Here is a 23,863-nt window from a genome sequence, read left to right as displayed (position 1 = left end):
AATATAAACCCTTTTATTTTATCACCGGACGACTCACTGATCACGATTTACTTCGCCACTTTGTCTACGATGCCGTACTTCACAGATTCTTCGGCATCCATCCAGTGGTCCCGGTTAAAGTCTTTCATGACTTTTTCGAAGGTTTGTCCGCAGTTTTCGGCCAGGATCCTGGCGCTAATTTCTTTGGTCTTAAGGATCTCCTGGGCTGTGATCTCGATATCACTGGCCGGTCCTCTGGCGCCACCGCTGGGCTGATGGATCATTACCCGGGCATGGGGCTGGATCAACCGCTTCCCCTTTTCTCCTGCGCTCAGCAAAATGCTGCCCATGGAAGCTGCCAATCCCGTACAGATGGTTGTCACGGGACTCTTGATGCTCTTCATGGTATCGTAGATAGAGAACCCGCTGGTTACGTACCCACCCGGACTGTTGATATAGAATTTTATTTCGTCGTGATTCAGGGAATCCAGATACATGAGTCGGTCCACTAAGTGCTTCGCGCTCTTATCGTCCACCATGCCCCATAAAAAAATCTTTCGTTCTTTGAGCAATTGCTGATCGATGGTATCCTGAACCTTGTTTACTTTTTCCATAGAATATATGCTTGTGTTAATCCTGTTGAAAATTAAAAAAGGCTCGGCATACTGCCAAGCCTTTTAGAACTTAATTTCTTTTCCTTTCTATAAAAGTGAATCGATCGCTTCGGCATAGACGTTCTTAGGAGCTACGCCCACTTGACGGCCTACCAATTCTCCTTTGTTGAACACCAAGACCGTTGGGATGTTTCGCACCCCGTACTTGGCGGCAAATTCCTGATTGGCATCTACGTCCACTTTACCAACGACAGCCTTGCCGTCGTACTCTTCACTTATTTGATCAATGATGGGACCTACCATGCGGCACGGACCACACCATGCTGCCCAAAAGTCTACCATCACCGGTTTGTCACTTTTTAAGACCGTTTCTTCAAACGTCGCGTCTGTTATTTCTAAAGCCATTGTATTGATTTTAAATTGTTACACAAAAATAGTTAAAAATATACCGAAACGGTGCACCCTTAACATTAGTTTAGCCAATAGCGCTATTCCCTTTTGTTATGCGGGCTCTCGCCCTGCGGGCGCGACCGGGCTTTCCGCGCTACACGGTAGCTCGCTCCAATCCCTGCCCGACTCGTACTGGCGGGCCTGCCCGAGATGCAATGGCGAGCCTGCCCGGATGGTTTCCAGACGGGCCTCTAATTCAATTTGTAGCGTACCTGCTCTGCTTCGAGGGCCTGTATGAGTTCCTGAGAGATGGCCACTTTGTGCTTTCTGCTGGGCATATTGAGTTTCACTTGGTCTGCGACCTCATATACGACAAAGTGCAGCTGCTTTTCACCCTTATGCATGCGGAAGAGGTCCTTTAACGTATTGATGCGATCTTCCCTAAGCTCCTCGATCGCCATTTGAATGGTGAGTTTCTTCGCCTGACTTTCCATGACATCGTGCAGCATCTGCATGTGCGTGTACTGCAAGCGAGGTTCCCCCAGCTTTCCGGTATCGCGATTCATCCAACCTTCTTTTACAAAGACACGGGCATGGATAAAGCTGTTGGGCACCAGAAAATGGCGCCATTTTAAGTATTCTTCTCCAAAGATCTTGAACTCAAAACTGTCTTCGTAATCTTCTACCGTAAAGATGGCCCAACCTTTTCCGGCCTTCGATTCCCGGTGTTGCACATCGGTTACGATGCCGCCAAAACACAACTCGCGATTCACGAACTGCTCCAAGTGGTGGAAATCGGATACCCGGCAATTGGTAAAGTTCTTCATTTCGGTCTTAAAGTCATCCAGAGGATGGCCGGAAATATAGATCCCTACCACCTCTTTTTCCAACTTCAATTTTTTCATGGTGCCCCATTCCTCGCAGGGAGGCACCTCCGGTTCCGGGATCTGTACCTCACTGGCATCCCCGAACAAACTTACCTGAGATGAGTTTTGAGTCTCCTGGTACTTGGCGGCATAGCGCAATACCTTTTCCACGAACATCACCCCGTCGCCGTCATCGTGCAGATACTGTGCCCGATGCGTATCGAAGCTGTCGAAGCCACCCGCCAAGGCGAGATTCTCAAATGCTTTCTTATTGGCAGCCCGCAGATCGATGCGTTTGGCAAGATCGAACACCGACTTGTATTTTCCGTCCTTACGCTCTTCCACTATGGTTGCTACCGCATTGCCCCCTACCCCTTTAATGGCACCCATCCCAAATCGAATGGCACCACGGTCGTTCACCGTGAACTTGTAGAAGGATTCGTTCACATCGGGACCCAATACTTCCAGTCCCATGCGGCGGCATTCTTCCATAAAGAAGGTCACCTGCTTGATGTCGCTCATGTTGTTCGACAGCACCGCAGCCATGTATTCGGCCGGGTAATGTGCTTTTAAATAAGCAGTCTGATAAGCGATCCAGGCGTAGCAGGTGGAATGTGACTTGTTGAAGGCATAACTCGCGAACGCCTCCCAGTCCTTCCATATCTTTTCCAGTTTTTCAGGATCGTGTCCTTTGGCAGCTGCCTGCTCGATGAACTGCGGTTTCATCTTGTCCAGTACCGCTTTTTGTTTCTTCCCCATCGCTTTCCGAAGCACATCTGCCTCACCTTTGGTGAAATCGGCCAGCTTTTGGGACAGCAACATCACCTGCTCCTGATAGACCGTAATTCCGTAGGTCTCCTTTAAATATTCCTCCATGGCCGGGAGATCGTAACTGATCTCCTCTTCCCCGTGTTTTCTGCGAATAAAACTGGGGATGTACTCCATGGGCCCGGGACGATACAGTGCGTTCATAGCAATGAGATCGGCAAAGACCGTAGGCTTCAGGTCTTTCATGTGTTTCTGCATCCCGGCCGATTCGTACTGAAAGATCCCTACCGTTTCTCCGCGTTGGAACAACTCGAAGGTCTTTTCATCGTCTAAAGGAAATTCGTCAGGATCCAGATCGATATTGTGTTTGTGCTTTACCAGCTTCACCGTATCCTTGATAAGGGTAAGCGTCTTTAATCCCAAGAAGTCCATCTTTAACAGACCGGCACTCTCCACGACCGAGTTGTCGAACTGCGTCACATAGAGGTCGGAATCCTTGGCGGTGGCAATGGGTACGAAATTGGTAATATCGTCCGGCGTAATGATCACCCCGCAGGCATGGATCCCGGTGTTGCGTACCGAGCCTTCCAATACTTTCGCCTGATTGATGGTCTGTGCTTCCAGATCGGACCCTTCCGAAAGGTTCAATAATTCATTCACCTTGGGCAACTCATCACTTCGGAATTTGCTGCGCAGTTCCTGATCGCTTAGTCCGAAGATCCTGTTCAGTTTGGTCATGTTGGGGATCAACTTCGCGATGCGGTCGGCATCGTTCAAGGGCAGGTCCAACACCCGTGCCGTATCCCGAATGGAGGACTTGGCCGCCATGGTCCCGTAGGTGATGATCTGTGCCACTTGATTGCTTCCGTATTTCCGGATCACATAGTCCATCACGCGGCTCCGGCCTTCATCGTCAAAATCGATATCGATATCGGGCATGCTCACACGGTCCGGATTCAGGAAACGCTCAAAAAGGAGGTCGTACTTTATAGGGCAAATATTGGTGATGCCCAAACAATAGGCCACCGCACTACCAGCCGCCGATCCACGACCCGGCCCTACCGATACATCCATCTTTCGGGCTTCGGCGATGAAATCCTGTACAATAAGAAAATATCCCGGATACCCGGTATTTGCGATCACGTCCAGTTCAAAATCCAACCGCTCGCGAATCGCTTCGGTCACTTCTCCATAGCGCTTTTTTGCCCCCTCATAGGTTAGATGTTTCAAATAGGCATTCTCTCCCCGTTTTCCGCCATCGGCATCTTCGGTATGTAAGAACTCCTTCGGAATGGCGAAATTGGGCAACAAGACGTCTCTGGCCAGAGAAAACGAATCGATCTTCCCGATAATCTCCGAAATACTGCTAATCGCTTCCGGAAGGTCTTTAAAGAGCTCCTTCATCTCCTCCTGCGACTTGAAATAATACTCCTGATTAGGCAGTCCGTAGCGATAGCCACGCCCTCTACCAATGGGCGTCGCCTGCTTTTCCCCGTCCTTTACACATAAAAGAATATCGTGTGCATTGGCATTTTCCTTCTCGATGTAATACGTATTATTACACGCGACCAAAGGCACCTCATGCTTCTTTGAAAATTCAATAAGCACCGTATTCACCCGGTCCTCATCCTCCTGATTGTGGCGCATGATCTCCAGATAGAAATCGTCCCCAAACGTGTCTTTCCACCATAGGAGTGCTTCTTCCGCCTGGTGTTCCCCTACATTCAGGATCTTGCCGGAAACCTCCCCGTACAAGCTTCCTGACAGCACGATGATATCTTCTTTGTATTTCTCAATGACTTCCTTGTCGATACGCGGCACGTAATAAAAGCCATCTGTATAAGCAATAGAGGCCATCTTGGCAAGATTGTGATAGCCGCTCTTGTTCTTCGCCAACATCACAATTTGATAGCCGTTGTCCTTATGCGATTTGTTCTTGTGATCCTCACACACAAAGAACTCACAGCCAACGATCCCTTTGAGGGATTTGTGCTTCTCCTCTTCAGAAAGACTGCTGTTATAGGTGTTCACAGCTCTCACGAAGTGAAACGCACCCATCATGTTCCCGCTATCGGTAAGTGCTACGGCGGGCATCCCAAACTTCACCGCCGCATTGACCAGGTCCTGTGTGCTTGAAGTAGACTGCAGGATGGAGAATTGCGAATGGTTGTGTAAATGAGCAAAGGGTGCATCTTCGAGTACGGCAATGTTCTCTTTGATCTCTTCGGAAGAGATCTCCACCGTCTCGGCTTGGGCTTCCAATTGCTGACGGATCTTCTTTGACGCCTTCTTTAGATTGATATGCTCTAAGCCAATAAGCTCGATCTCGGAAGGATTCGCCTCTGTGAATTTCTCGAAATAATCCGGTTGCACGTCCAATTCTTCGGCTGTATAGATCCTGCGGCGCACCAATTCCAGAAAACAACGGGTCGTCGCTTCCACATCGGCCGTGGCATTGTGGGCTTCGGCAAAGGGTTCGTTAAAAAGAAATTCGTGCAGTTCGGTAAGAGTGGGCAATTTGAATTTACCGCCGCGACCGCCCGGTATCTGACAGAGTTGTGCGGTAGTTTCGGTGCACGTATCGAGCACCGGATAGTCGGGTAGCGGATTTTCCAATCCGAGGCGTAAAAATTCGGCTCCCATGATATTGAGGTCGAAGCCTACATTTTGTCCTACAACAAAGGTAGTTTGTTTGAGCGCTTCGGTAAATTTTTGGATCACTTCAGCCAAGGGAATACCTTCCTTTTGAGCCAGTTCGGTAGAAATGCCGTGGATCTTTTCGGCATCGAACGGAATATTGAACCCATCCGGTTGCACCAAATAATCTTCGTGGACCACCACATTGCCCATAGCGTCGTGCAACTGCCATGCGATCTGGATACACCTTGGCCAGTTATCGCTGTCGGTAAGCGGTGCGTTCCAATTACGGGGTAACCCGGTGGTTTCGGTGTCGAAGATCAAGTACATGTTAGGAGTTTATGTGCGGTTGCCTGTGGAGGTAAAAATAGAAAAATCACACAAGAACAGGAAGCAAAGTTATACACAGTTTGGTACATTTATAAACAAAAAAACCGAGCTGTGGCTCGGTTTCTCCTTTTCATAGCTGTATCGCTTAGGATACTACTACTTCAAAATTCTTGGCACTTTGTAATGCCGACTTGATACTTTCACGTTGCTTCGTAAGCAAAGTTTGTGTTGTCGGCGGAAGGGTGATGTCGTTTATGACCTCATCATATTCTTCGACCGCCTTTTTTTCACCGCGCTGAACTTCATTAAGAATAGCTTCCTCATCATTTGAGGTAAAGGTAGACTTGATGTCCATCCAAGTACGGTGCATATCGGCTGCGGTACTCGTCCCTTTTTCGGGCGTTTCTCCATAGTTACGGATCTCGGACTTCAATTCATGTCCGAAGTCGTATCTATTTTGCGCCTGCGATTCGAAAAATTGTTTCAATTTAGCATTGTCAACAATTTCGGCCGCTTTTTTATAGCCTTTTTCGGCATCGTAATTCTTCTCCAGTAATTCATTCAACTTGTTCGACATTTTCTCTGTATACTTCATCATCAATAGTTTTAAAAATTATGCGAAGAAAATTTTACTCTTTTATCAAAACTGGATCTTCGCTCTTCCCTGTTTCGATATACCTCAATATACCGTAAATAAAGGGATTGCGCAAATAATTAACCCAAGCTTAAGAGGTTTTAACAGAGTTTAACCTTCGCTTGGGTTGTTCAAAAAAATAATGGTATTGCTATCTTAATAAGAGACGTTGAATTGTCCTACGGTCACACTAGCCGAAGCCGTCTCAAACGAGAAAGTTCCTTTGATCTTTTTGGCAGCAGTATCGTGTTCGATGACAATAATATTACCTGACACAGCCGTTTCCTGATCGCCTCCTGCAGCATAACTGGCACCAAAACCGGGCGTTCCCGGAAGCGGATAGCTGCCTGCAGTGACATCAAAGGGCATTCGAAGTGTAAGCGTTGTTGATGTAGACGAACCTGTAATGATAATATTATTGCCCGTATTGGCAGCAGCCACATTAAACGGACTAAAAGGCACATCGTTGATCCTTGCTACAAAAGTACCCGCATTGGTGGCGGGGTCGTCGGTTGCAGCCACAGGAAAACGCACTTCGAAGAAGATCCCTTTGTCTACATTGACCGTATCGATGCCCGGAAGGATCGCCTCAAAATTGAAAGATCCCGATAAGGTTCCACATGACAAACAGCGGTCGGACAGGACAATCTCTCCGGAGCCGCCTACTTCTGAAGTATAAATATTTCCGTTTCTATCCTCGAACGTGGCGTAGTTTGGTGTGCCTTCCCCTACAGGATATACGCCCAATTCTGCTTTTCGGATATGCAGGGTAAGGGTTTCAAATTCGGTGATACCTATAATATCAAACGATTCATCCTCTTGACTGGGAATGGCTCTGGCGTCGTTCGCTCTAAAGAAGATCTCATCAATTTCTCCCTGTAAGGCAGGTGAATTGGTCTCTGTGCTTTCACAACTCAATAATGCGAATGCCGCTAAAAAAAGTACAAAAAAATGTTTCATAGTGATTTGGGTCATTATGCGTTCGTCACAAATGTAAAATAAAAAGTTTAATCTATTGACTTTCAGAAAAAAATTATACTATCTTTGCCGTCCTTAATTATAACCGGGGTCGGGTACCCCAAAAATTAATTTTTATGCCTGTAAAAATAAGATTGCAAAGACACGGTAAAAAAGGAAAACCTTTTTACTGGATCGTAGCGGCAGACGCCCGCTCAAAAAGAGATGGTAAATTCCTTGACAAGTTAGGTATTTACAATCCAACTGTAAATCCTGCACAGATCGAGATCAATGTAGACAGTGCAGTACAATGGCTTCAAAACGGAGCACAACCAACCGATACCGCTCGTGCGATCCTTTCGTATAAGGGAGTGTTGCTAAAGCATCACTTGGCCGGAGGTGTTCGTAAAGGAGCGTTGACCGAAGAACAAGCCGAAGAAAAATTCAATGCTTGGTTAGAGGAGAAAGCAAAAGCGGTTGATACCAAGCGCTCTAAGCTTTCAGATGCTAAAGAAAAGGCAAAGGCTGAAGCGATCGCTGCTGAAAAAGCGGTGAATGAAAAACGTGCTGCCGAAGCTGCTGCTGCCGAAGCACCTGCGGAAGAGGAAGTAGCTGCAGAAGAAGCTACTGCCGAAACCACCGAAGAAGTGGCTGCCGAAGCAACTGAAGCGCCTGCTGAAGAAGCAGTAGCCGAAGAAACGCCTGCCGCAGAAGACAAGAAAGAAGAAGAGTAATTTTCTAACGATGCAAAAGGAGAAATGCTTCTACTTAGGCAAGATCGTTAAAAAATACAGCTTTAAGGGTGAGTTGCTTATCAAGTTAGATACCGACGACCCCGAAGAATTTGTTGAAATGGAATCAGTTTTTGTGGAAGTACACAAAAATCTGATTCCATTTTTTATTGAAGAAAGTTCCTTACACAAATCGGAGTTGCTTCGAATAAAGTTTGAAGACGTAGACAGCGAGGCCGATGCCGATGCCCTCTTGGGTGCAGCCCTGTATCTTCCGCTCACAGCCCTTCCCAAATTAACGGGCAACCAGTTCTACTATCATGAAGTTATTGGATTTACGATCTCCGACCAGCGTTTTGGTGTGATCGGGACTTTGGTTTCCATCAACGACAGCACGGCACAGGCCTTGTTTGAGATCGACCACAACGGCAAGGAAGTACTCATCCCCATCAACGATTCCTTTATTAAAAAAGTAGATCGTACTGCCAAATCCATTCTGTTAGACGTGCCGGAAGGCCTTATTGAACTTTACCTCTAGCATGTCCAAGCCTTTTGTCTTCAAACAATTTACTGTCCAACACGACCGCTGTGCCATGAAGATAGGTACCGATGGCGTATTGTTAGGTGCGTGGGCACCGGTATCACCCCACACCTCCTCCATCCTCGACATAGGTGCAGGAACGGGGATCATTGCCCTGCAATTGGCACAACGAAGTCATGCCCCGCTTATCGATGCCATAGAAATAGACGAAGCCGCCTACGAGCAATGTGTGGAGAATTTTGAAGATTCCCCCTGGGGCGACCGATTGTTCTGTTATCATGCCGGACTGGACGAATTTGTAGCAGAAATTGACGACCGTTACGATCTCATCGTTTCCAATCCGCCGTTCTATACCGAAGACTACCCCTGCGAGCATCCCGAAAGGGAAAAGGCGCGTTTTGAAGCTTCTTTACCTTTTGGCGATCTGTTAGAGGGTGTCTCCCGTTTACTTACTGAAACAGGGGTGTTTGCGACCATTCTTCCGAAAAAGGAAGAAGTAGAATTTATAAGAATGGCTTCGGAAGTGAACTTATTTCCAAAAAGAATTTGTAGGGTTCGCGGAACAGCCGCTTCCGAAGAAAAAAGAGGTCTTTTGGAGTTTTCCTTTAAAGAAACCACCCCTGAAATCTCTTCACTTACCATTGAAACGGAACGCCATAACTATACCGAGGCCTATAAAAATCTTGTTAAGGATTTTTATTTAAAGATGTGATTGCCTGCTTTTGTTCCATTGCATTGCAATATAAAAAGGGATTCCTGTCATCAATAAAAGAAATCCAAAAAATACAGTTTCCCCACCAGATCCATAGATGGCCCAAAGGGAAAATGCAATTCCCATCCCTCCCAAGACCAATGTTTTAATCCAACTGTTTACATGTAATTTCTTTTCAATTATCACCAAAATATAAGCCGCCGAAACAAAAAGATAGGGCACTAAATTTGAAAACACGGTAATCTCCACAACAATCCGAAATTGATCCACGAGCCCCTCGGTAAAATTCATCAACATAACCACAGAAGATAACAGACTCCCTATAATCAGTCCAAAAATAGGAGCTTGTTTTTTGTTTTCCCTTTTAAAAACATGTGGAAACAAATTGTCTTTTGCTGTTGCCATAGGCACTTGTCCCATAATGAGGATCCAACCGTTTAATACTCCCAATCCAGATATAACCAATCCAACTGCAACAAAATACCCCCCATATTCACCGCTAATCAGTTTTGCGGCTTCAGCAAACGGTGCCGGAGAATTTTGTAGGATATCGAGAGGCAATATTCCAAATAATATTACCGTGCTCAATATATAGATACACGTGGTAAAAATAGTCCCCAACATAGTTGCCTTTGGGACGGTGGTTTCGGGATTCTTTACATTTTCTGCGGGAATGGTGGCGCTTTCAATTCCAAGAAATGCATATAATGTTAACGTGGCCACCAATGCCAATGTTGAAAAATCACCTTCGCCTGTTAAGTTAAAAGCGGGGAAATTGTCAATATCAAAAAAGAACAAACCTACAAGGATCACGAAAAGTAAGGGAACTATTTTTAATACGGTAGCAACAACTTGTATCCTCCCGGAGGTTTTTACTCCTCTTGTATTGATCCAAGTAAATAGCCAAATAATTGAGAGCCCACAACTCACCGAAAGAATGGGATTATTTCCCAAAACAGGGAAAAAGAAACTCAATGCGCCCACAATTGCTATGGCAAGTGCGCCATTGCCCACCCAGCAAGAAATCCAATAACCCCATGCTACCAAAAATCCAATAAAGTCACCAAAACCAGCGCGGGCATAGGTATAAGGCCCTCCACTTTTATTGACGATTATTTTACTGAAATTACTGAAAATTTTAGCCAAAATTATAGCTCCCGTGGCTGTAAATAACCATCCCAATAAGCTAATACTGCCGTAAGACGCCAATGCGGCTGGTAACACGAATATGCCTACACCTATCATATTTCCTACTACCAAGGAAGTAGTGGTTATTAGTCCAATTTTTTGTGGTTCTTTGCCCATATTTAGTATGATTTAAATAATTAAGTATTAATTACTTACTTTAGGGGAAGTTAAATATACATTTATTAAGTGCATGAGGAACAAATTCTTTATAGACCCAGATATTACAAAAGCCGAAACCCTGCCTGGATGTTTTTATAGGGATCAAGAAGTGTTTGATGCCATAAAGGAGCACGTTTTTTTAAAATCTTGGCAATGGATAGGAGATGAAAACCTAGTCCCCTTATCTCAATCTGTTTATCCTTTTGTATTGTTGGATGGTTTTTTGACCGAACCGTTACTGCTCACACGAAACGAAAAAGACGAAATACAGTGTATGACAAACGTTTGTACACACCGTGGGAATTTAGTTGTCCTAGGCAGTGGGAAATCAAAAAATCTTATTTGTTCTTATCATGGAAGAAGATTCAATCTCGATGGCACCTTTGTAAGCATGCCAGAATTTGAAGCAGCAAAAGATTTTCCCAGATCTTGCGATAATTTACATCAATTTCGAATTGAAAAATGGGGGCCTTTGTTATTTGTTGGGTTGGATTCACAAATAAATTTCAAAAAAGTGATTAACACAATGAAGGAACGAGTTGGTTTTCTTCCTTTAAATGAATTTAAATTGAATAAGCCTCTGTCAAAAGATTTTCTGGTTCAGGCCAATTGGGCACTCTATTGTGACAACTATTTGGAGGGGTTTCATATTCCATTCGTACACGAAGGATTGAATGAAACTTTGGACTACGGAAGTTATAAAACCGAAGTGTACGACTTTTGCAACGTCCAAATTGGTTATACCAATGATGCAACCGAGGTATTCGATCTTCCCAAAGACCATATAGATTACGGAAAAAATGTGGCTGCCTATTATTATTGGGTCTTCCCTAATATGATGTTCAATTTCTATCCGTGGGGGTTGTCCATAAACATTGTTAAACCTTTGGATCTTCATAGAACTAAAGTTTCATTTATCTCTTATGTGTACGATCCTTCAAAATTGGAAAAAGGTGCAGGCAGTTCACTCGAAAAGGTAGAACGGGAAGATGAGTATGTAGTTGAAAATGTTCAGAAAGGTGTAAATTCCAGTTTTTATAAGGCCGGAAGGTTCTCCCCTACACGCGAAAAAGGGGTGCATCATTTTCACAGGTTGTTGGCTGAATTTCTGAACAAGTAATTTCAAAGTTTTTCTTTTAAATAAATGGGTTATTCGCCTGCAATCCCCTAAATTTGACGACCAAAATAGTTGAACATGAAACCCGATTTATTCGAAGCTCCCGATTATTACAATTTGGACGATTTACTTACCGAAGAACATAAATTAATACGGGATGCCGCCCGCGCATGGGTAAAGCGTGATGTATCTCCAATTATTGAAGAAGCCGCACAGAATGCCGAATTCCCAAAATCCATTATTCCAGGTCTCGCCGAAATAGGTGCGTTTGGACCCTATATTCCGGAAGAATACGGCGGTGCAGGACTCGACCAGATTTCCTATGGATTGATCATGCAGGAAATAGAGCGCGGAGACAGTGGCGTACGGTCCACAGCCTCGGTGCAATCGTCGTTGGTAATGTATCCTATTTGGAAATACGGAAACGAAGCACAGCGTAAAAAATACTTGCCAAAACTCGCTACCGGTGAATGGATGGGATCTTTTGGATTGACCGAACCGGACCATGGGTCTAATCCGGGCGGAATGGTGACCAACTTTAAAGATGCCGGCGATCACTATGTACTCAATGGCGCCAAGCTTTGGATCTCCAATTCTCCGTTTTGTGATGTAGCTGTGGTTTGGGCAAAGAATGAAGAAGGTCGTATACACGGCTTGATCGTGGAGCGTGGCATGGAAGGATTCAGTACCCCGGAAACCCACAACAAATGGTCACTGCGAGCGAGTGCCACCGGAGAATTGATCTTTCAGGATGTAAAAGTGCCTAAAGAGAATTTGTTACCCAACAAATCAGGTTTGGGAGCCCCGCTGGGGTGCTTGGATTCGGCTCGCTACGGTATTGCCTGGGGAGCGATAGGGGCTGCGATGGACTGTTATGATACAGCGCTTCGCTATGCCAAGGAACGTATACAATTCGGGAAACCTATTGGGGCGTTTCAGCTTCAGCAGAAAAAATTAGCCGAAATGATCACAGAGATCACCAAGGCACAATTATTAGCCCTGCGATTAGGACAGTTGAAAAACGAAGATCGAGCTAGCTCTGCACAGATATCGATGGCCAAACGAAACAACGTGGAGATGGCGATAAACATAGCGCGGGAAGCACGTCAAATTTTAGGCGGAATGGGGATCACGGGCGAATATTCGATCATGCGACACATGATGAATTTGGAGAGTGTGATCACCTACGAAGGAACCCATGATATCCACTTGTTGATCACCGGTTTTGATATTACCGGGTTGAATGCATTTAAGTAAAAAGTATGAAATCACTTTTTGTATCCCTTTTCTTAATTTCGTTATCCACACTAATTGCTCAACAAAAAGCATATGAGAATGTTAGTCTGGACGCGTTAATGGTAGAGACGCAGTTTAGCAGTGAAGATCCGGATGCCATGGATATGATTTGGTGGATACCTTTTGATTTTTGGGCAGCTTCCTTTTCTCAAGACCCCAGCGTTTCTGCTGCAGATATTGAAGTCATAGAAGAGTTGTTTGAAGGCTACGAGCTATTTGCGGTAATCAAAGGAAAGATTGGTTATTTTGGAGGAGTTACCTATGAACCTCTGCCTGAAATAATCGAGCAATTTAAAGTGTTTTACAAAGATCAGCCTTTATTAATAAAAGACCCAAAGGAGATTGAACCAGATCTTATGAATTTCGTTGCGATGATCCAACCTATGATGGCAAATATGTTTGGAGATATGGGAAAGAACATGCATTTTATTTTTATGAGAAATAATAATGTGACACCAGTACTTCCTATCGATCCTCTTTCTAAAGATACGCTTCGTATTGAGTTAGGCTCTTTTCATAGAGAAGTTGATCTGCCCTTATCTAGTTTACTCAAAGAAAAAATGTGTCCGGTTGATAAACAGCGGCTTTCAGGAAAGTGGTCCTACTGCCCATTTCATGGGCGTGAGCTTGCTGGTCAAAAATAACTAGACCCATTTGACATTCTATTTGTCATTTTAATGACTTACTGGTTAAAGTTCATTTCAAATTGTATCTTTAAAGAAACCATTTGTATGTCTTCCCAAAAAAGATTCAGTCGTGCTTATACACATGCCCGCCGTATCTCTTTTTCAGATACTTCCAAGTTTATCATCTTTAGTGATTGTCACAGAGGCGACAATAGTTTTGCCGATGATTTCGCCAACAACCGGAACATCTATTTTCACGCGTTAAAGCACTATTACAAGGAAGGATTCACCTATTGTGAACTGGGGGACGGAGACGAGCTTTGGGAGAACATAGAATTCAAATCCATTTTTGAGGCACATCAGAATGTGTTCGACCTGCTTCGCCTTTTTTACAATGAAGAACGACTGTACCGTGTGGTGGGCAACCACGATATGGTCTATTTGAATGATCGGTATGTCGAGAAGCATCTTTACAGCTATTTCGACAAAGTAAGCGGAAAAGATGAACCTTTGTTTCCCGGAATTTCCTTTTCGGAAGGGTTATTGCTGAAGCATGAAACATCCGGACAGGAAGTGTTTATGGTCCATGGCCATCAGGCCGATTGGATGAACTATCATGGCTGGAAATTCAACCGATTCATGGTACGCGCCTTATGGCGGCAGTTGCAGATCTTTGGGATTGGCGATCCTACCAGCCCTGCTAAGAATTATAAAGAACTCATAAAGGTAGAGCGACGCACCAAGAAGTGGATCATAGCTAATGAAAATCTATTTACCATCACGGGACATACCCATCGCCCGCGTTTTCCGGAGCCCGGAGAGATCGCTTATTTTAACGATGGAAGTTGTGTGCATCCGCGAAGTATTACCGGATTGGAAATTGAGAATGGAGCCATTTCTCTTATAAAATGGACCATCTCCACTACAGAAGACGGAACGCTAAAGGTGATTCGAATCTTATTGGAAGGGCCGCAACAGTTGATCGATTATAAAACAGAATAGCCTACCTTGTTACGCTTCCGGTGCCAATTGCACCTTTAGACCTTCCAATTCAGGTTTCATGTGGATCTGGCATCCCAGTCTGCTGTTCTCTTGGACGTTGAAAGCTTCGGAAAGCATCAAGTCTTCATCGTAGCTCATTTCGGGAAGTTCGTGATCTGTCAAGACGTAGCATTGGCAAGAAGCGCACATCGCCATACCACCGCAAATACCAATAGTTCCTTCAGGAGCCAATTCATACGACCGAACAACCTCCATTAAATTCATATTCATGTCGGTTGGAGCTTCCACTTCATGCGCAATCCCTTCTCGGTCGATGATGGTTATCTTAATATCTTGGTCCATTAATTAATCGACTTTATGACCGCCTTTGGTGCTTCTTTCTTGCTACCGTCAAAACCTTCTACACCACCTACAGTGGTATATTTCATTACGTAGCGTTTTTCAGGGAAGATACGTTGGAATGCGCTTTGGCACATCAAGGTCGCCTCATGAAAACCACAAAGGATAAGCTTCAATTTTCCGGGGTAGGTATTTACATCTCCAATGGCATAGATCCCCGGAATGTTGGTTTGGTAATCCAGAGTGTTGTCTACTTTAATAGCATTCTTCTCTATTTCCAATCCCCAATCGGCAATAGGCCCTAGTTTAGGAGCGAGTCCGAATAAGGGAATAAAATGATCGCAGGCACGGTTAAAGACATCGGCCCCTTGTTTTATGGAAACACCTTCTACCTTTCCATTTCCAACGATATCAATGACCTCAGCCGGCGTAAGCAGTTCGATACGCCCTAAATTCTTCAACTCTTGAACTTTTTCTACGCTATCCAATGCACCCCGAAATTCATTTCGCCGATGGATCAAGGTTACATGAGATGCAATATCGGTTAAAAAGATACTCCAATCCAGCGCAGAGTCCCCCCCTCCGGCAATGACCACGTCCTTATTGCGGTACATTTCCGGATCACGAATAATGTATTCTACACCCTTATCTTCGTAATCTGCAATATTTGTGATGGGTGGCTTTCGTGGTTCAAAACTTCCTAATCCTCCCGCGATCGCCACTATAGGAGCGTGATGTTTCGTTCCTTTGTTGGTAGTGACAATAAAACTACCATCATCTAGTTTTTCGATGGTTTCGGCGCGCTCTCCCAGTGTAAATCCGGGTTGGAACGGTTCAATCTGCTTCATCAAATTAGCGACAAGATCCCCAGCGAGTATTTCGGGAAAGGCCGGGATGTCGTAGATAGGCTTTTTCGGATATATCTCGGTACACTGTCCGCCGGGTTGCGGCAGGGCGTCGATCAAATGGCAACGCAGCTTCAGTAAGCCAGCTTCAAAAACAGTAAAAAGACCCGTAGGTCCTGCTCCAATAATAAGTATGTCGGTTTTAATCATGTAACTAAATAGGTCATTTTAGCAAAGGTAAAAAGCGGTTGTGAGGTGTATACTGATACATATCAGTTCACTTCCACATTCACCACGCTTTCAATTTGAGGCGCGTGTTTCTTAATGGTCATCTCCACGCCGCTCTTCAGCGTCATCTGGTTGACCGAACACCCCACACAAGCGCCTTGCAACTGGACATGAACCACTTTGCCGTTTTCAATAGACAAGAGTGAGATGTCACCTCCGTCACTTTGTAAGAAGGGGCGAATCTCATCCAGTGCTGCCTGCACCTTTCCTGTTAATTCTTCTTGTGTCATAATTATTTCTTTACGGCACTACAGCCTGCCATGGTGGTAATTTTGATCGCTTCGGTGGGTGGCAATGATTCATTTCGGCGCACTGTTTCTTCCACTACGTTTCTCGTAATGCGCTCGAAAGCTTCTTCCAAAGGAGTTGCGGTCTGCAGTGCTGCCGGATGTCCTGCATCCCCTGCTTCCCGTATGCTTTGCACCAAAGGAATATCGCCTAAGAATGGCACATCGAGATCTTCTGCAAGGTTCTTTGCGCCCTCCTTTCCGAAGATATAATATTTGTTCTCCGGTAACTCTTCCGGTGTGAAATAGGCCATATTCTCGATAATCCCTAAAACGGGAACATCGATATTCTCCTGTTGGAACATCGCCACTCCTTTACGGGCATCGGCTAGGGCTACATTTTGCGGTGTACTTACCACCACAGCACCCGTAATGGGAAGCGACTGCATGATGCTCAAGTGAATGTCACCCGTTCCCGGAGGAAGGTCAATCAACATAAAATCCAATTCTCCCCAAGCCGCATCAAAGATCAATTGGTTCAACGCCTTGGCAGCCATGGGTCCGCGCCATATTACCGCCTGATTAGGCTGTGTAAAGAAACCGATAGAGAGCACCTTGACACCGTAATTTTCGATAGGTTTCATTTTACTCTTTCCATCGACATTCACAGACAACGGTTTCTCCATGGCAACATCGAACATAATAGGAATGGATGGCCCGTAGATATCGGCATCCAAGATCCCAACCTTAAACCCCATTTTTGACAGCGTCACGGCCAAATTTGCCGTTACGGTAGATTTACCTACCCCTCCTTTTCCTGAAGCTACAGCGATGATATTTTGAATCCCGGGAATGGGTTTTCCCTTAATTAGATTCGGGTTCTTAGGTTTTGCAGGAGCCTCCACCTTGATGTTCACTTGCACCTTCGCATTTTCATCTACCTTTTCTTGGATCGCTTTGACCACATCGGCCTCTGCTCGTTTTTTAATATGAAGTGCCGGTGTGGATAGTATTAGATCCACGATCACCTCGTCGGCAAAGGTTACAACATTCTGTATCACACCGCTTTCAACCATATTCTTTCCGTCTCCGGCTACTGAAATGGTTTCCAAAGCTTTCATTATTTCTTGTTTCTTCAGCATAGCTATTCAATATTCTTTCGTCAAGACCTCCTTACCGACCTTCACTTTTATTCAACGAAATCTTCCGAAAGCCCTTTGTATTTCAAAAAAATACTCATTTCGTAAGACTCCTATTTCTATTGGGCTTCGTTCAACCATCCTTTTGAATGCACTTTGTTTTTCAAAAGAGGGTCTCACTAATTTAGATTCATTCTAAGTGCAAATATAGCAGGAAAACTTCAGATTATGAAAGCGATGGATTGAAATGATTTATACCATTATAGCTGAAGGAATGGATATATAACTGTTTGTAAATTTTTGAGAAATTAGGTCCTAATTACAACTCTGCTCCCGGGTCCCAAAACAACTGTTCGAAGTTCTGAATCTTGTTCTCAATCACTGTAATACCTTCACTTTCCAACAATTGTTGCATCAGGTTGGTTCCTTTAAAATGATGTTTTCCGGTAAGAAGTCCTTTCCGGTTCACCACACGGTGGGCAGGAACATCCTCTTTTCCTCCGCTGGCGTTCATCGCCCAACCTACCATGCGAGCACTTCCCGCAGCACCAAGGTATTTTGCAATGGCCCCATAGGAGGTGACTCGCCCAAAGGGAATTTGACGTACTACATGGTATACCTGTTCAAAGAATCCTTCCTGCTTCATTAGAAGTCGTTAAAGATCTTGATGGCTGTGATCACCGAGATAACGGCGGTAATAAAACCGATAATGTAATTCATATTGACGGAAAGACGCCCTTGGTCTTCTTTTCTTCGGAAGAACTGAACGTAGATCAGCAGCATGACAAAGGTTCCAATACCCGACGCAATGACGGCGACCCACAGTTCCAGGGTTGTAAATTCGAACCAACCGAAGCCTGCAAAGGTAATACTGATGTATACCCAATACGGTAGTGGCAGTAAGTTAAGGGCCCCTAAGAACATTCCAGAAAAAAAACGATTGGTCTTGGATTTGTTCATGTCTTCCGGGATCTCCCGTCGCGTGTCTTTGGCAATAAAAAAGAAAAAGATGGTAATACAAATAAAAATACCCAATGCCACTTTTTGCAGCATATCCACAATTTCAGGGTTCATATCCAGATAGCGTGCAAACAACAAGGCAATGTAGGTCTGTATCATGACCGTAATGCATACGCCAACAGAGAACAGAAGTCCTTTCTTGCGCCCTTCGTTCATACTGATCTTTGCTGCCGACATGTTTAGCAATCCGGGTGGGATCACTCCAACAAAAGATGCCAAAAAACCAATAATGAAGTTTAAAATAAGCGCCATTCAAGCAAGGTTGGTGGTGTGAATATAAACAAATTTATGTGGAACGGAATCTGAACCGTACGTAGGTGATCTTTTTATCTACTTCCAGATATTGACTTTCATAAAAGGTTTGGATCCGGGTCACCTCTTCCGGGGTATGGTCATTACCGTACACATCGTGATGTGCATAGAGAATTTCCTCTTCCAGTCCTTGCAGCAAGCCCAAGGTATACCCGTGCATGAATTCGCTATCGGTCTTTAAATGAACAATCCCTTGCGGTTTAAGGATGGTCTTGTATTTTTCTAAGAACTCTCGATTGGTAAGTCGGTGCTTGGTACGTTTATATTTGATCTGCGGATCGGGAAAGGTGATCCAGATTTCATCTACTTCATTTTGATCGAACACATGCGTTATTAATTCGATCTGCATACGCAAGAATCCTACATTGTTCAAGTTGTTCTCAAGAGCGGTCTTTGCGCCACGCCAAAAGCGAGCCCCTTTAATATCGATCCCAATAAAATTCTTCTCCGGATATTGTTGCGCCAAATTCACCGTATATTCTCCTTTGCCACAACCCAGCTCCAAGACTATGGGATGATCGTTCTTAAAGAAGTTCGTGCGCCAATTCCCTTTTAACTGATGTGTATCCTGAAAGATCTCCTCACGGGTTGGTTGCACCACATTTGCAAAGGTCTCATTCTCCTTGAACCGTTTTAATTTATTCTTGCTGCCCACAATGGTAACTATTGCTTATTCTTACTATATGAATTGGTAAAATTAAGGAAATATTGTACGGCGGCTATAATACGTACCTTTGTTTTTATGTCGAATACGAAAACCATTCTGGTAGCACCCCTTCACTGGGGATTGGGTCATGCAACGCGCTGTATTCCTATTATTCGTGCGTTATTAGAGCAAGGGTACCGCGTGATGATCGCTTCAGACGGAGCGGCATTGCTATTACTTCAGAAAGAATTTCCACAGTTACCCTCCTTAGAATTACCTTCCTACGACATTACCTATCCAAAAAAAGGAGCTCATTTTAAGTGGTCCATACTTTCGAAGCTTCCCCACCTTCAAAAAACCATTTCCGAAGAAAAAAAGGTGATAGGAGCCCTGGTGGCTGAAGGAAGGATCGACGGGCTTATTAGTGATAACAGACTGGGTGTTCGCAATAAAAACATTCCTTCGGTCTTTATCACCCATCAGTTGAATGTGTTAAGTGGAGATACCACCTATTTTAGCAGCAAACTTCATCAAAAAACCATTAAAAAGTTTACAGCCTGCTGGGTTCCAGACGTAGCGGAAACGCCCAATCTAAGCGGTAAACTGGGACACCTCAAAAACCTAAAGTTTCCGGTGACCTATATAGGGCCTTTAAGCCGTATGCAAAAAAAAGATGTCCCTATTGTTTATGATATTCTTGCCCTTCTATCGGGACCCGAACCCCAGCGGTCGTTGTTGGAAGAACTCTTACTGAGCGAATTTCAGGGTAGCGGGAAGCGAGTGTTGCTGATTCAAGGGAAGGTTGAGGCCAGACAAAAAAGAAAGACGATAGGGAATCTGGAGATCGTAAACTATATGAATGCTTCAGAATTGGAGACAGCGATCAACAAAAGTGAGGTCGTAGTTTCCCGTAGTGGTTATACGACGATCATGGACCTTGCAGCCCTTCAGAAAAAGGCCTTCTTCATCCCAACGCCGGGACAGTACGAACAAGAATATTTAGCAAAACGCCTAAAGGAGCAAGGGCTCGTGCCTTCATGCAAACAGAAACGCTTTACAGTAGAAAAATTATTGAAGATCCCATTCTACAAGGGACTTCAGGAATTTAATCCCACGGCTAACTTCAAAGAACTATTTCGACTTTTCGAGCGTGAATGAGAATTCGGAGCCCACGCCAAACTGACTTTCGACATAGATTTTTTCGCCGTGTGCTTCTACAATATGTTTTACGATCGACAAGCCCAATCCGCTCCCTCCTTCCTTTCGGGAGCCGCTCTTGTCCACGCGGTAGAACCGTTCGAACAATCTAGGAATATGTACTTTTTCAATACCCTCACCATTGTCTGTTACTCGGACGATCACTTTGTTTCGAATAAGGCCTTCGATACTTACCTCGGTGGTACCATCCTTTTTCCCGTATTTTATAGAGTTTACAATAAGGTTGGAGAGGACCTGCTGGATACGTTCGCGGTCTGCATTGACAAAGATGGGTTCTTTGTATTCGATATCGAATACCAAGGAAATATTCTTCTTAGCGGCCTTCATTTCTAACAGATCAAATACATTTTGGATCAATTCGATAATATTGAAGTCTTCCTTGTTCAAGTTAAGGTCTCCCACTTCCAATTTGGTAATCATGTCCAGGTCCTTGATAATATAGATAAGACGTTCAACGCCTTTGTTGGCTCGCTGCAAATATTTCTTTCGAACCGATTTGTCTTTCATAGCACCATCGAGTAGCGTAAGAATATACCCTTGCACGGTAAAGAGCGGGGTTTTAAGTTCGTGTGAGATATTTCCAATGAACTCCTTACGATAGTTCTCCCGAACTTTAAGACTTTCGATCTCTAGTTTCTTATCGTGCGCAAAACGCTCTACTTCCCGGGTAAGCGTTTCCATATCGGTCGTGATTTGTTGCGGACTCAATGTAGTGGCGTCCAAAAGCGTTACGTCGTCGTAAATCTTCTTAATGCGTTTGTAAATAAACCGTTCTACCCTATACTGAATGGTAAAAAAGGAAAAAACATAGCACACCACTGCAAATCCCACAAGAAACCAATAATTAATACCTTGATAGAAATAAAAAAAAACACCCATGGCGAGTGTTAAAAATAAGGTGATAGCTGCCGAAGTATTGGCAGCGAATTTATATGTTTTTTTAAAGACCCCGGCCATTAATTTACAAACTTATAGCCCACTCCTTTTACCGTCTTAAAACGGTCATCACCAATCTTCTCACGCAGCTTCCGTATATGAACATCGATCGTTCTTCCTCCAACGACAACTTCATTCCCCCATACGCTGTCAAGGATATCTTCCCGCTTAAAGACCTTTCCCGGTTTTGAGGCTAATAAAGCAAGAAGTTCAAATTCCTTTCGAGGCAATACGATCTCTTCTTTGCCTTTGATGATCTTATATTCTTCCCTATTGATAACGAGATCGCCTAACTTCATCTTAGCCTCTTCTTCTTCGGGTTCTTTGAACCTACGCAACAGTGCTTTCACCTTGCTAATGAGCACTTTGGGTTTTACCGGTTTTGTTATATAATCATCGGCACCGGCGTCAAAACCGGCTACTTGAGAGTAATCTTCTCCGCGTGCCGTTAAAAAAGTAATGACCGTTTCAGAAAGGTCCGGGATGTTTCGTAATTTTTCACAGGCTTCAATCCCGTCCATTTCAGGCATCATGACATCCAAGATGATCAAATGGGGTTTGTGTTTTTTCGCCTGAGATATAGCCTTCACCCCATTTTCGGCAGTGATCACTTGATATCCCTCTGCTGTTAAGTTGTACCCAACGATCTCCAAGATATCCGGTTCGTCGTCGACCAATAGAATTTTTGTGTCTTTCCGTTTCATTTATAGGTTACTTTTTTGAAAAGTTAAAGATACTATTTAATACTTTTTACAATTCTGGTATCATCATTGTTAACGATTACATAACATACTAAAGATACTCATTTTCTAAAAGGAAGTAACCACAGTGTTACCGAATCGTTAAACTCGCCAAAACACAGGAATTTTAACAAAAAGAAAGGAATACAATTATGTATCTTTGCACGAAATTAAAAAACAATTTAATGATGAAAAAAATTACATTTATAGCAGCACTTTTTGCAAGCGTTGCTTCTTTTGCACAAATAGCAGGCACAAGTTTTGAAGAGCCGGCCATCTTCACTGTACAATATGTGGATACCGGAGATGCCAATGTCGCGCATGATTTAGTAAATAACCCGGACGAGCCTTTGGTAGACTATGCCTCAACAGGTGGCGAACTTGGTTTTAACGCACGATACGTGCCTTACGACACTCCCAGCGAAGGTCTTACCGATGGAGATTTTGTGGGTGTAACCGATTTTACTCCTTCAGCTACTGTAGATTATACTGATGGGACACAAGGATATCAAATAAGTGATGCCGACGGCAACTTTATTCTTGAATTCGACACGGTAGATCTTACAGGAACCACCACTCCGGGTCTTTCTTTAGATTTTGCTTTAGCGATCAATGGCGATGGGACCAATGGTAATTATGAGGGTGATGGAACCGTGAACGAATCCGGTTCAGACAGACTTCGTATCTACGTGAAGGATCTTACCAATGGTACTGAAATCGATATTCTTGATTCTACCGGAAGTGATCTTGACGATTTTGTACCTACCGACAGCGGTACAGGAAATTACATCGTGGCATGGCAGACAGGAACGGCTGCTTTGTTGCCAAACACTACTGTACAATTGGTGATCGAAGCCCGTATGAATGCCGGAGGAGAAGCTTTCTTTTTCGATAACATTCAAATAAGCGGAACTCTTGGAAACAATACTGCACAGGACAGTCAGTTCGCCATGTACCCAAACCCGGCGACTACCTATGTGAATATAACTTCAAAAGTTGCCGGCGCCAAGCAGGTTTCAATTTACGATGTATTAGGAAAGCAAGTAGTAAATACTACCCTAATCAACGATCGTTTAGATATCGGTGCTTTGGACAGCGGTGTTTATATTGTGAAGATCAAGCAAGGAAACGCAACCACTACTAAGAAATTGGTGGTTCGATAATGTAGAACCACTCCATAATTTAAAAAGCTTCTGTGTTCGCAGAAGCTTTTTTTATTCCCTATTTTTGAATGAAATTATTCAGGAATCTGTAGTATGCTCGAACAAGACATTTTTGCTATTTCTTCTTCGGAAGAATTCACAGAAACGGCACTGCAGGTCTTTCAGTTTCAGTATCACAACAACCGCGTTTACCGCGAATTCTGTAGACATATGAAGGTCCGTCCTGAAGCGGTTAGATCGGTAACGGACATCCCTTTTTTACCTATCCAATTCTTTAAAACACACCGAATCATTTCCGAAGGATATTCGCCCCACGTCACTTTTACCAGTAGCGGGACGACCGGTGCTACGGTAAGCTCTCATTATGTCGCCGACACTCAACTGTATGAGACATCTTTCACAAAAGCTTTTCACGACACGTACGGTGAGATATCTCAGTATGC

The 23,863-nt window shown here is 44.1% G+C and carries 24 protein-coding genes and 1 pseudogene; 10 read left to right on the top strand and 15 right to left on the bottom strand.

Going from position 1 to position 23,863, the window contains the following annotated elements; translation table 11 throughout:
* Positions 1-47: 47 nt before the first annotated feature.
* The 5 genes from AACZ11_RS10300 to AACZ11_RS10280 all read right to left on the bottom strand — a co-directional run bounded on the left by AACZ11_RS10300 (position 48) and on the right by AACZ11_RS10280 (position 7,178).
* Positions 48-593, bottom strand: coding sequence for an ATP-dependent Clp protease proteolytic subunit (locus tag AACZ11_RS10300; protein ID WP_290625473.1), 546 nt, complete (start codon positions 591-593; stop codon positions 48-50).
* 87 nt (positions 594-680) lie between these two features.
* Complete coding sequence (gene trxA, locus AACZ11_RS10295; RefSeq protein ID WP_290625475.1) at positions 681-998, bottom strand: thioredoxin; 318 nt, start codon at positions 996-998, stop codon at positions 681-683.
* Between the two features lie 236 nt (positions 999-1,234).
* Positions 1,235-5,584 (bottom strand): DNA polymerase III subunit alpha, encoded by a 4,350-nt coding sequence (dnaE, locus tag AACZ11_RS10290; RefSeq protein WP_290625477.1) that lies wholly within the window; start codon positions 5,582-5,584, stop codon positions 1,235-1,237.
* Between the two features lie 145 nt (positions 5,585-5,729).
* Entirely contained in the window at positions 5,730-6,179 is a 450-nt protein-coding gene (locus AACZ11_RS10285) for a PA2169 family four-helix-bundle protein (RefSeq protein ID WP_290625479.1), read from the bottom strand.
* 195 nt (positions 6,180-6,374) lie between these two features.
* Positions 6,375-7,178: a DUF6252 family protein gene (locus AACZ11_RS10280; RefSeq protein ID WP_290625481.1), complete on the bottom strand. Its 804-nt coding sequence runs from the start codon at positions 7,176-7,178 to the stop codon at positions 6,375-6,377.
* Positions 7,179-7,312: 134 nt separating this feature from the next.
* On the opposite strand from AACZ11_RS10280, the gene AACZ11_RS10275 reads away from it, so the two are divergent.
* Genes AACZ11_RS10275 through AACZ11_RS10265 form a run of 3 tightly spaced genes read left to right on the top strand, consistent with a single transcriptional unit; the run spans position 7,313 to position 9,159 of the window.
* Positions 7,313-7,909 (top strand): 30S ribosomal protein S16, encoded by a 597-nt coding sequence (locus AACZ11_RS10275; RefSeq protein ID WP_290625483.1) that lies wholly within the window; start codon positions 7,313-7,315, stop codon positions 7,907-7,909.
* 10 nt (positions 7,910-7,919) lie between these two features.
* Complete coding sequence (gene rimM, locus AACZ11_RS10270) at positions 7,920-8,444, top strand: ribosome maturation factor RimM (RefSeq protein ID WP_290625485.1); 525 nt, start codon at positions 7,920-7,922, stop codon at positions 8,442-8,444.
* 1 nt (position 8,445) lies between these two features.
* Positions 8,446-9,159, top strand: a complete 714-nt coding sequence (locus AACZ11_RS10265) for a methyltransferase (RefSeq protein WP_290625487.1) — start codon at positions 8,446-8,448, stop codon at positions 9,157-9,159.
* Here AACZ11_RS10265 and AACZ11_RS10260 read toward each other — a convergent pair.
* A complete protein-coding gene (locus tag AACZ11_RS10260) occupies positions 9,148-10,464 on the bottom strand; it encodes an amino acid permease (protein WP_290625489.1) in 1,317 nt (438 codons plus the stop codon). The genes AACZ11_RS10265 and AACZ11_RS10260 overlap by 12 nt on opposite strands.
* Positions 10,465-10,537: 73 nt before the next feature.
* Between AACZ11_RS10260 and AACZ11_RS10255 the strand changes: the two genes are divergently transcribed.
* From AACZ11_RS10255 to AACZ11_RS10240, 4 genes are all read left to right on the top strand, one after another.
* Positions 10,538-11,626 carry an aromatic ring-hydroxylating dioxygenase subunit alpha gene (locus tag AACZ11_RS10255; RefSeq protein WP_290625491.1) on the top strand — a complete coding sequence of 363 codons (1,089 nt, stop codon included), beginning with the start codon at positions 10,538-10,540 and terminating at the stop codon, positions 11,624-11,626.
* Positions 11,627-11,701: 75 nt separating this feature from the next.
* The gene (locus tag AACZ11_RS10250; protein ID WP_290625493.1) at positions 11,702-12,880 is read left to right on the top strand and encodes an acyl-CoA dehydrogenase family protein; all 1,179 of its coding nucleotides are present in this window, start codon (positions 11,702-11,704) and stop codon (positions 12,878-12,880) included.
* A 5-nt stretch (positions 12,881-12,885) separates the two neighbouring features.
* Positions 12,886-13,563, top strand: a complete 678-nt coding sequence (locus tag AACZ11_RS10245) for a hypothetical protein (RefSeq protein ID WP_290625495.1) — start codon at positions 12,886-12,888, stop codon at positions 13,561-13,563.
* Positions 13,564-13,650: 87 nt separating this feature from the next.
* Positions 13,651-14,547: a metallophosphoesterase family protein gene (locus tag AACZ11_RS10240; RefSeq protein ID WP_290625496.1), complete on the top strand. Its 897-nt coding sequence runs from the start codon at positions 13,651-13,653 to the stop codon at positions 14,545-14,547.
* A 9-nt stretch (positions 14,548-14,556) separates the two neighbouring features.
* Here AACZ11_RS10240 and AACZ11_RS10235 read toward each other — a convergent pair whose 3' ends face one another.
* From AACZ11_RS10235 to trmB, 7 genes are all read right to left on the bottom strand, one after another.
* Complete coding sequence (locus tag AACZ11_RS10235) at positions 14,557-14,889, bottom strand: 2Fe-2S iron-sulfur cluster-binding protein (RefSeq protein WP_290625498.1); 333 nt, start codon at positions 14,887-14,889, stop codon at positions 14,557-14,559.
* Positions 14,889-15,941: an NAD(P)/FAD-dependent oxidoreductase gene (locus tag AACZ11_RS10230; RefSeq protein WP_290625500.1), complete on the bottom strand. Its 1,053-nt coding sequence runs from the start codon at positions 15,939-15,941 to the stop codon at positions 14,889-14,891. Before AACZ11_RS10230 ends, AACZ11_RS10235 begins: the two co-directional genes overlap by 1 nt.
* Before the next feature lie 62 nt (positions 15,942-16,003).
* Positions 16,004-16,249 carry a NifU family protein gene (locus tag AACZ11_RS10225; RefSeq protein WP_290625502.1) on the bottom strand — a complete coding sequence of 82 codons (246 nt, stop codon included), beginning with the start codon at positions 16,247-16,249 and terminating at the stop codon, positions 16,004-16,006.
* A gap of 2 nt (positions 16,250-16,251) precedes the next feature.
* Positions 16,252-17,388, bottom strand: coding sequence for an Mrp/NBP35 family ATP-binding protein (locus tag AACZ11_RS10220; RefSeq protein WP_290625504.1), 1,137 nt, complete (start codon positions 17,386-17,388; stop codon positions 16,252-16,254).
* Between the two features lie 316 nt (positions 17,389-17,704).
* Positions 17,705-18,031 carry an MGMT family protein gene (locus AACZ11_RS10215; RefSeq protein ID WP_290625506.1) on the bottom strand — a complete coding sequence of 109 codons (327 nt, stop codon included), beginning with the start codon at positions 18,029-18,031 and terminating at the stop codon, positions 17,705-17,707.
* Positions 18,031-18,657, bottom strand: a complete 627-nt coding sequence (locus AACZ11_RS10210; protein WP_290625509.1) for a lysine transporter LysE — start codon at positions 18,655-18,657, stop codon at positions 18,031-18,033. Before AACZ11_RS10210 ends, AACZ11_RS10215 begins: the two co-directional genes overlap by 1 nt.
* A 34-nt stretch (positions 18,658-18,691) precedes the next feature.
* Positions 18,692-19,372 (bottom strand): tRNA (guanosine(46)-N7)-methyltransferase TrmB, encoded by a 681-nt coding sequence (gene trmB / locus AACZ11_RS10205; RefSeq protein ID WP_339832354.1) that lies wholly within the window; start codon positions 19,370-19,372, stop codon positions 18,692-18,694.
* Between the two features lie 87 nt (positions 19,373-19,459).
* Between trmB and AACZ11_RS10200 the strand changes: the two genes are divergently transcribed.
* Complete coding sequence (locus AACZ11_RS10200; protein WP_290625513.1) at positions 19,460-20,521, top strand: glycosyltransferase; 1,062 nt, start codon at positions 19,460-19,462, stop codon at positions 20,519-20,521.
* Here the strand turns inward: AACZ11_RS10200 and AACZ11_RS10195 are convergent.
* Both AACZ11_RS10195 and AACZ11_RS10190 read right to left on the bottom strand, forming a co-directional pair.
* Positions 20,495-21,538 (bottom strand): ATP-binding protein, encoded by a 1,044-nt coding sequence (locus tag AACZ11_RS10195; protein ID WP_290625515.1) that lies wholly within the window; start codon positions 21,536-21,538, stop codon positions 20,495-20,497. The two genes, AACZ11_RS10200 and AACZ11_RS10195, sit on opposite strands and share 27 nt — an antisense overlap.
* The gene (locus AACZ11_RS10190; protein ID WP_290625517.1) at positions 21,538-22,221 is read right to left on the bottom strand and encodes a response regulator transcription factor; all 684 of its coding nucleotides are present in this window, start codon (positions 22,219-22,221) and stop codon (positions 21,538-21,540) included. The genes AACZ11_RS10195 and AACZ11_RS10190 overlap by 1 nt, the downstream gene beginning before the upstream one ends.
* Positions 22,222-22,442: 221 nt before the next feature.
* Between AACZ11_RS10190 and AACZ11_RS10185 the strand changes: the two genes are divergently transcribed.
* A complete protein-coding gene (locus tag AACZ11_RS10185; RefSeq protein WP_290625519.1) occupies positions 22,443-23,420 on the top strand; it encodes a T9SS type A sorting domain-containing protein in 978 nt (325 codons plus the stop codon).
* Between the two features lie 93 nt (positions 23,421-23,513).
* Positions 23,514-23,863: pseudogene (locus tag AACZ11_RS10180) on the top strand (acyl transferase); the annotation flags it as partial.

The organism is uncultured Altibacter sp. (assembly GCF_963972995.1).
GTDB lineage: Bacteria > Bacteroidota > Bacteroidia > Flavobacteriales > Flavobacteriaceae > Altibacter.
Note: the sequence above shows the minus strand (reverse complement) of the source record. Positions and strands in the feature narration are given on the sequence as shown.

Coding starts and splice junctions, on each gene's coding strand:
- AACZ11_RS10220 (WP_290625504.1), bottom strand. CDS start 17,388: ATGCTGAAGAAACAAGAAATAATGAAAGCTTTGGAAACCATTTCAGTA.
- AACZ11_RS10300 (WP_290625473.1), bottom strand. CDS start 593: ATGGAAAAAGTAAACAAGGTTCAGGATACCATCGATCAGCAATTGCTC.
- AACZ11_RS10245 (WP_290625495.1), top strand. CDS start 12,886: ATGAAATCACTTTTTGTATCCCTTTTCTTAATTTCGTTATCCACACTA.
- trxA (WP_290625475.1), bottom strand. CDS start 998: ATGGCTTTAGAAATAACAGACGCGACGTTTGAAGAAACGGTCTTAAAA.
- AACZ11_RS10240 (WP_290625496.1), top strand. CDS start 13,651: ATGTCTTCCCAAAAAAGATTCAGTCGTGCTTATACACATGCCCGCCGT.
- AACZ11_RS10255 (WP_290625491.1), top strand. CDS start 10,538: ATGAGGAACAAATTCTTTATAGACCCAGATATTACAAAAGCCGAAACC.
- AACZ11_RS10200 (WP_290625513.1), top strand. CDS start 19,460: ATGTCGAATACGAAAACCATTCTGGTAGCACCCCTTCACTGGGGATTG.
- rimM (WP_290625485.1), top strand. CDS start 7,920: ATGCAAAAGGAGAAATGCTTCTACTTAGGCAAGATCGTTAAAAAATAC.
- AACZ11_RS10265 (WP_290625487.1), top strand. CDS start 8,446: ATGTCCAAGCCTTTTGTCTTCAAACAATTTACTGTCCAACACGACCGC.
- AACZ11_RS10280 (WP_290625481.1), bottom strand. CDS start 7,178: ATGAAACATTTTTTTGTACTTTTTTTAGCGGCATTCGCATTATTGAGT.
- AACZ11_RS10225 (WP_290625502.1), bottom strand. CDS start 16,249: ATGACACAAGAAGAATTAACAGGAAAGGTGCAGGCAGCACTGGATGAG.
- AACZ11_RS10275 (WP_290625483.1), top strand. CDS start 7,313: ATGCCTGTAAAAATAAGATTGCAAAGACACGGTAAAAAAGGAAAACCT.
- AACZ11_RS10235 (WP_290625498.1), bottom strand. CDS start 14,889: ATGGACCAAGATATTAAGATAACCATCATCGACCGAGAAGGGATTGCG.
- AACZ11_RS10210 (WP_290625509.1), bottom strand. CDS start 18,657: ATGGCGCTTATTTTAAACTTCATTATTGGTTTTTTGGCATCTTTTGTT.
- AACZ11_RS10250 (WP_290625493.1), top strand. CDS start 11,702: ATGAAACCCGATTTATTCGAAGCTCCCGATTATTACAATTTGGACGAT.
- AACZ11_RS10185 (WP_290625519.1), top strand. CDS start 22,443: ATGATGAAAAAAATTACATTTATAGCAGCACTTTTTGCAAGCGTTGCT.
- AACZ11_RS10260 (WP_290625489.1), bottom strand. CDS start 10,464: ATGGGCAAAGAACCACAAAAAATTGGACTAATAACCACTACTTCCTTG.
- AACZ11_RS10190 (WP_290625517.1), bottom strand. CDS start 22,221: ATGAAACGGAAAGACACAAAAATTCTATTGGTCGACGACGAACCGGAT.
- AACZ11_RS10195 (WP_290625515.1), bottom strand. CDS start 21,538: ATGGCCGGGGTCTTTAAAAAAACATATAAATTCGCTGCCAATACTTCG.
- AACZ11_RS10285 (WP_290625479.1), bottom strand. CDS start 6,179: ATGAAGTATACAGAGAAAATGTCGAACAAGTTGAATGAATTACTGGAG.
- AACZ11_RS10230 (WP_290625500.1), bottom strand. CDS start 15,941: ATGATTAAAACCGACATACTTATTATTGGAGCAGGACCTACGGGTCTT.
- AACZ11_RS10215 (WP_290625506.1), bottom strand. CDS start 18,031: ATGAAGCAGGAAGGATTCTTTGAACAGGTATACCATGTAGTACGTCAA.
- dnaE (WP_290625477.1), bottom strand. CDS start 5,584: ATGTACTTGATCTTCGACACCGAAACCACCGGGTTACCCCGTAATTGG.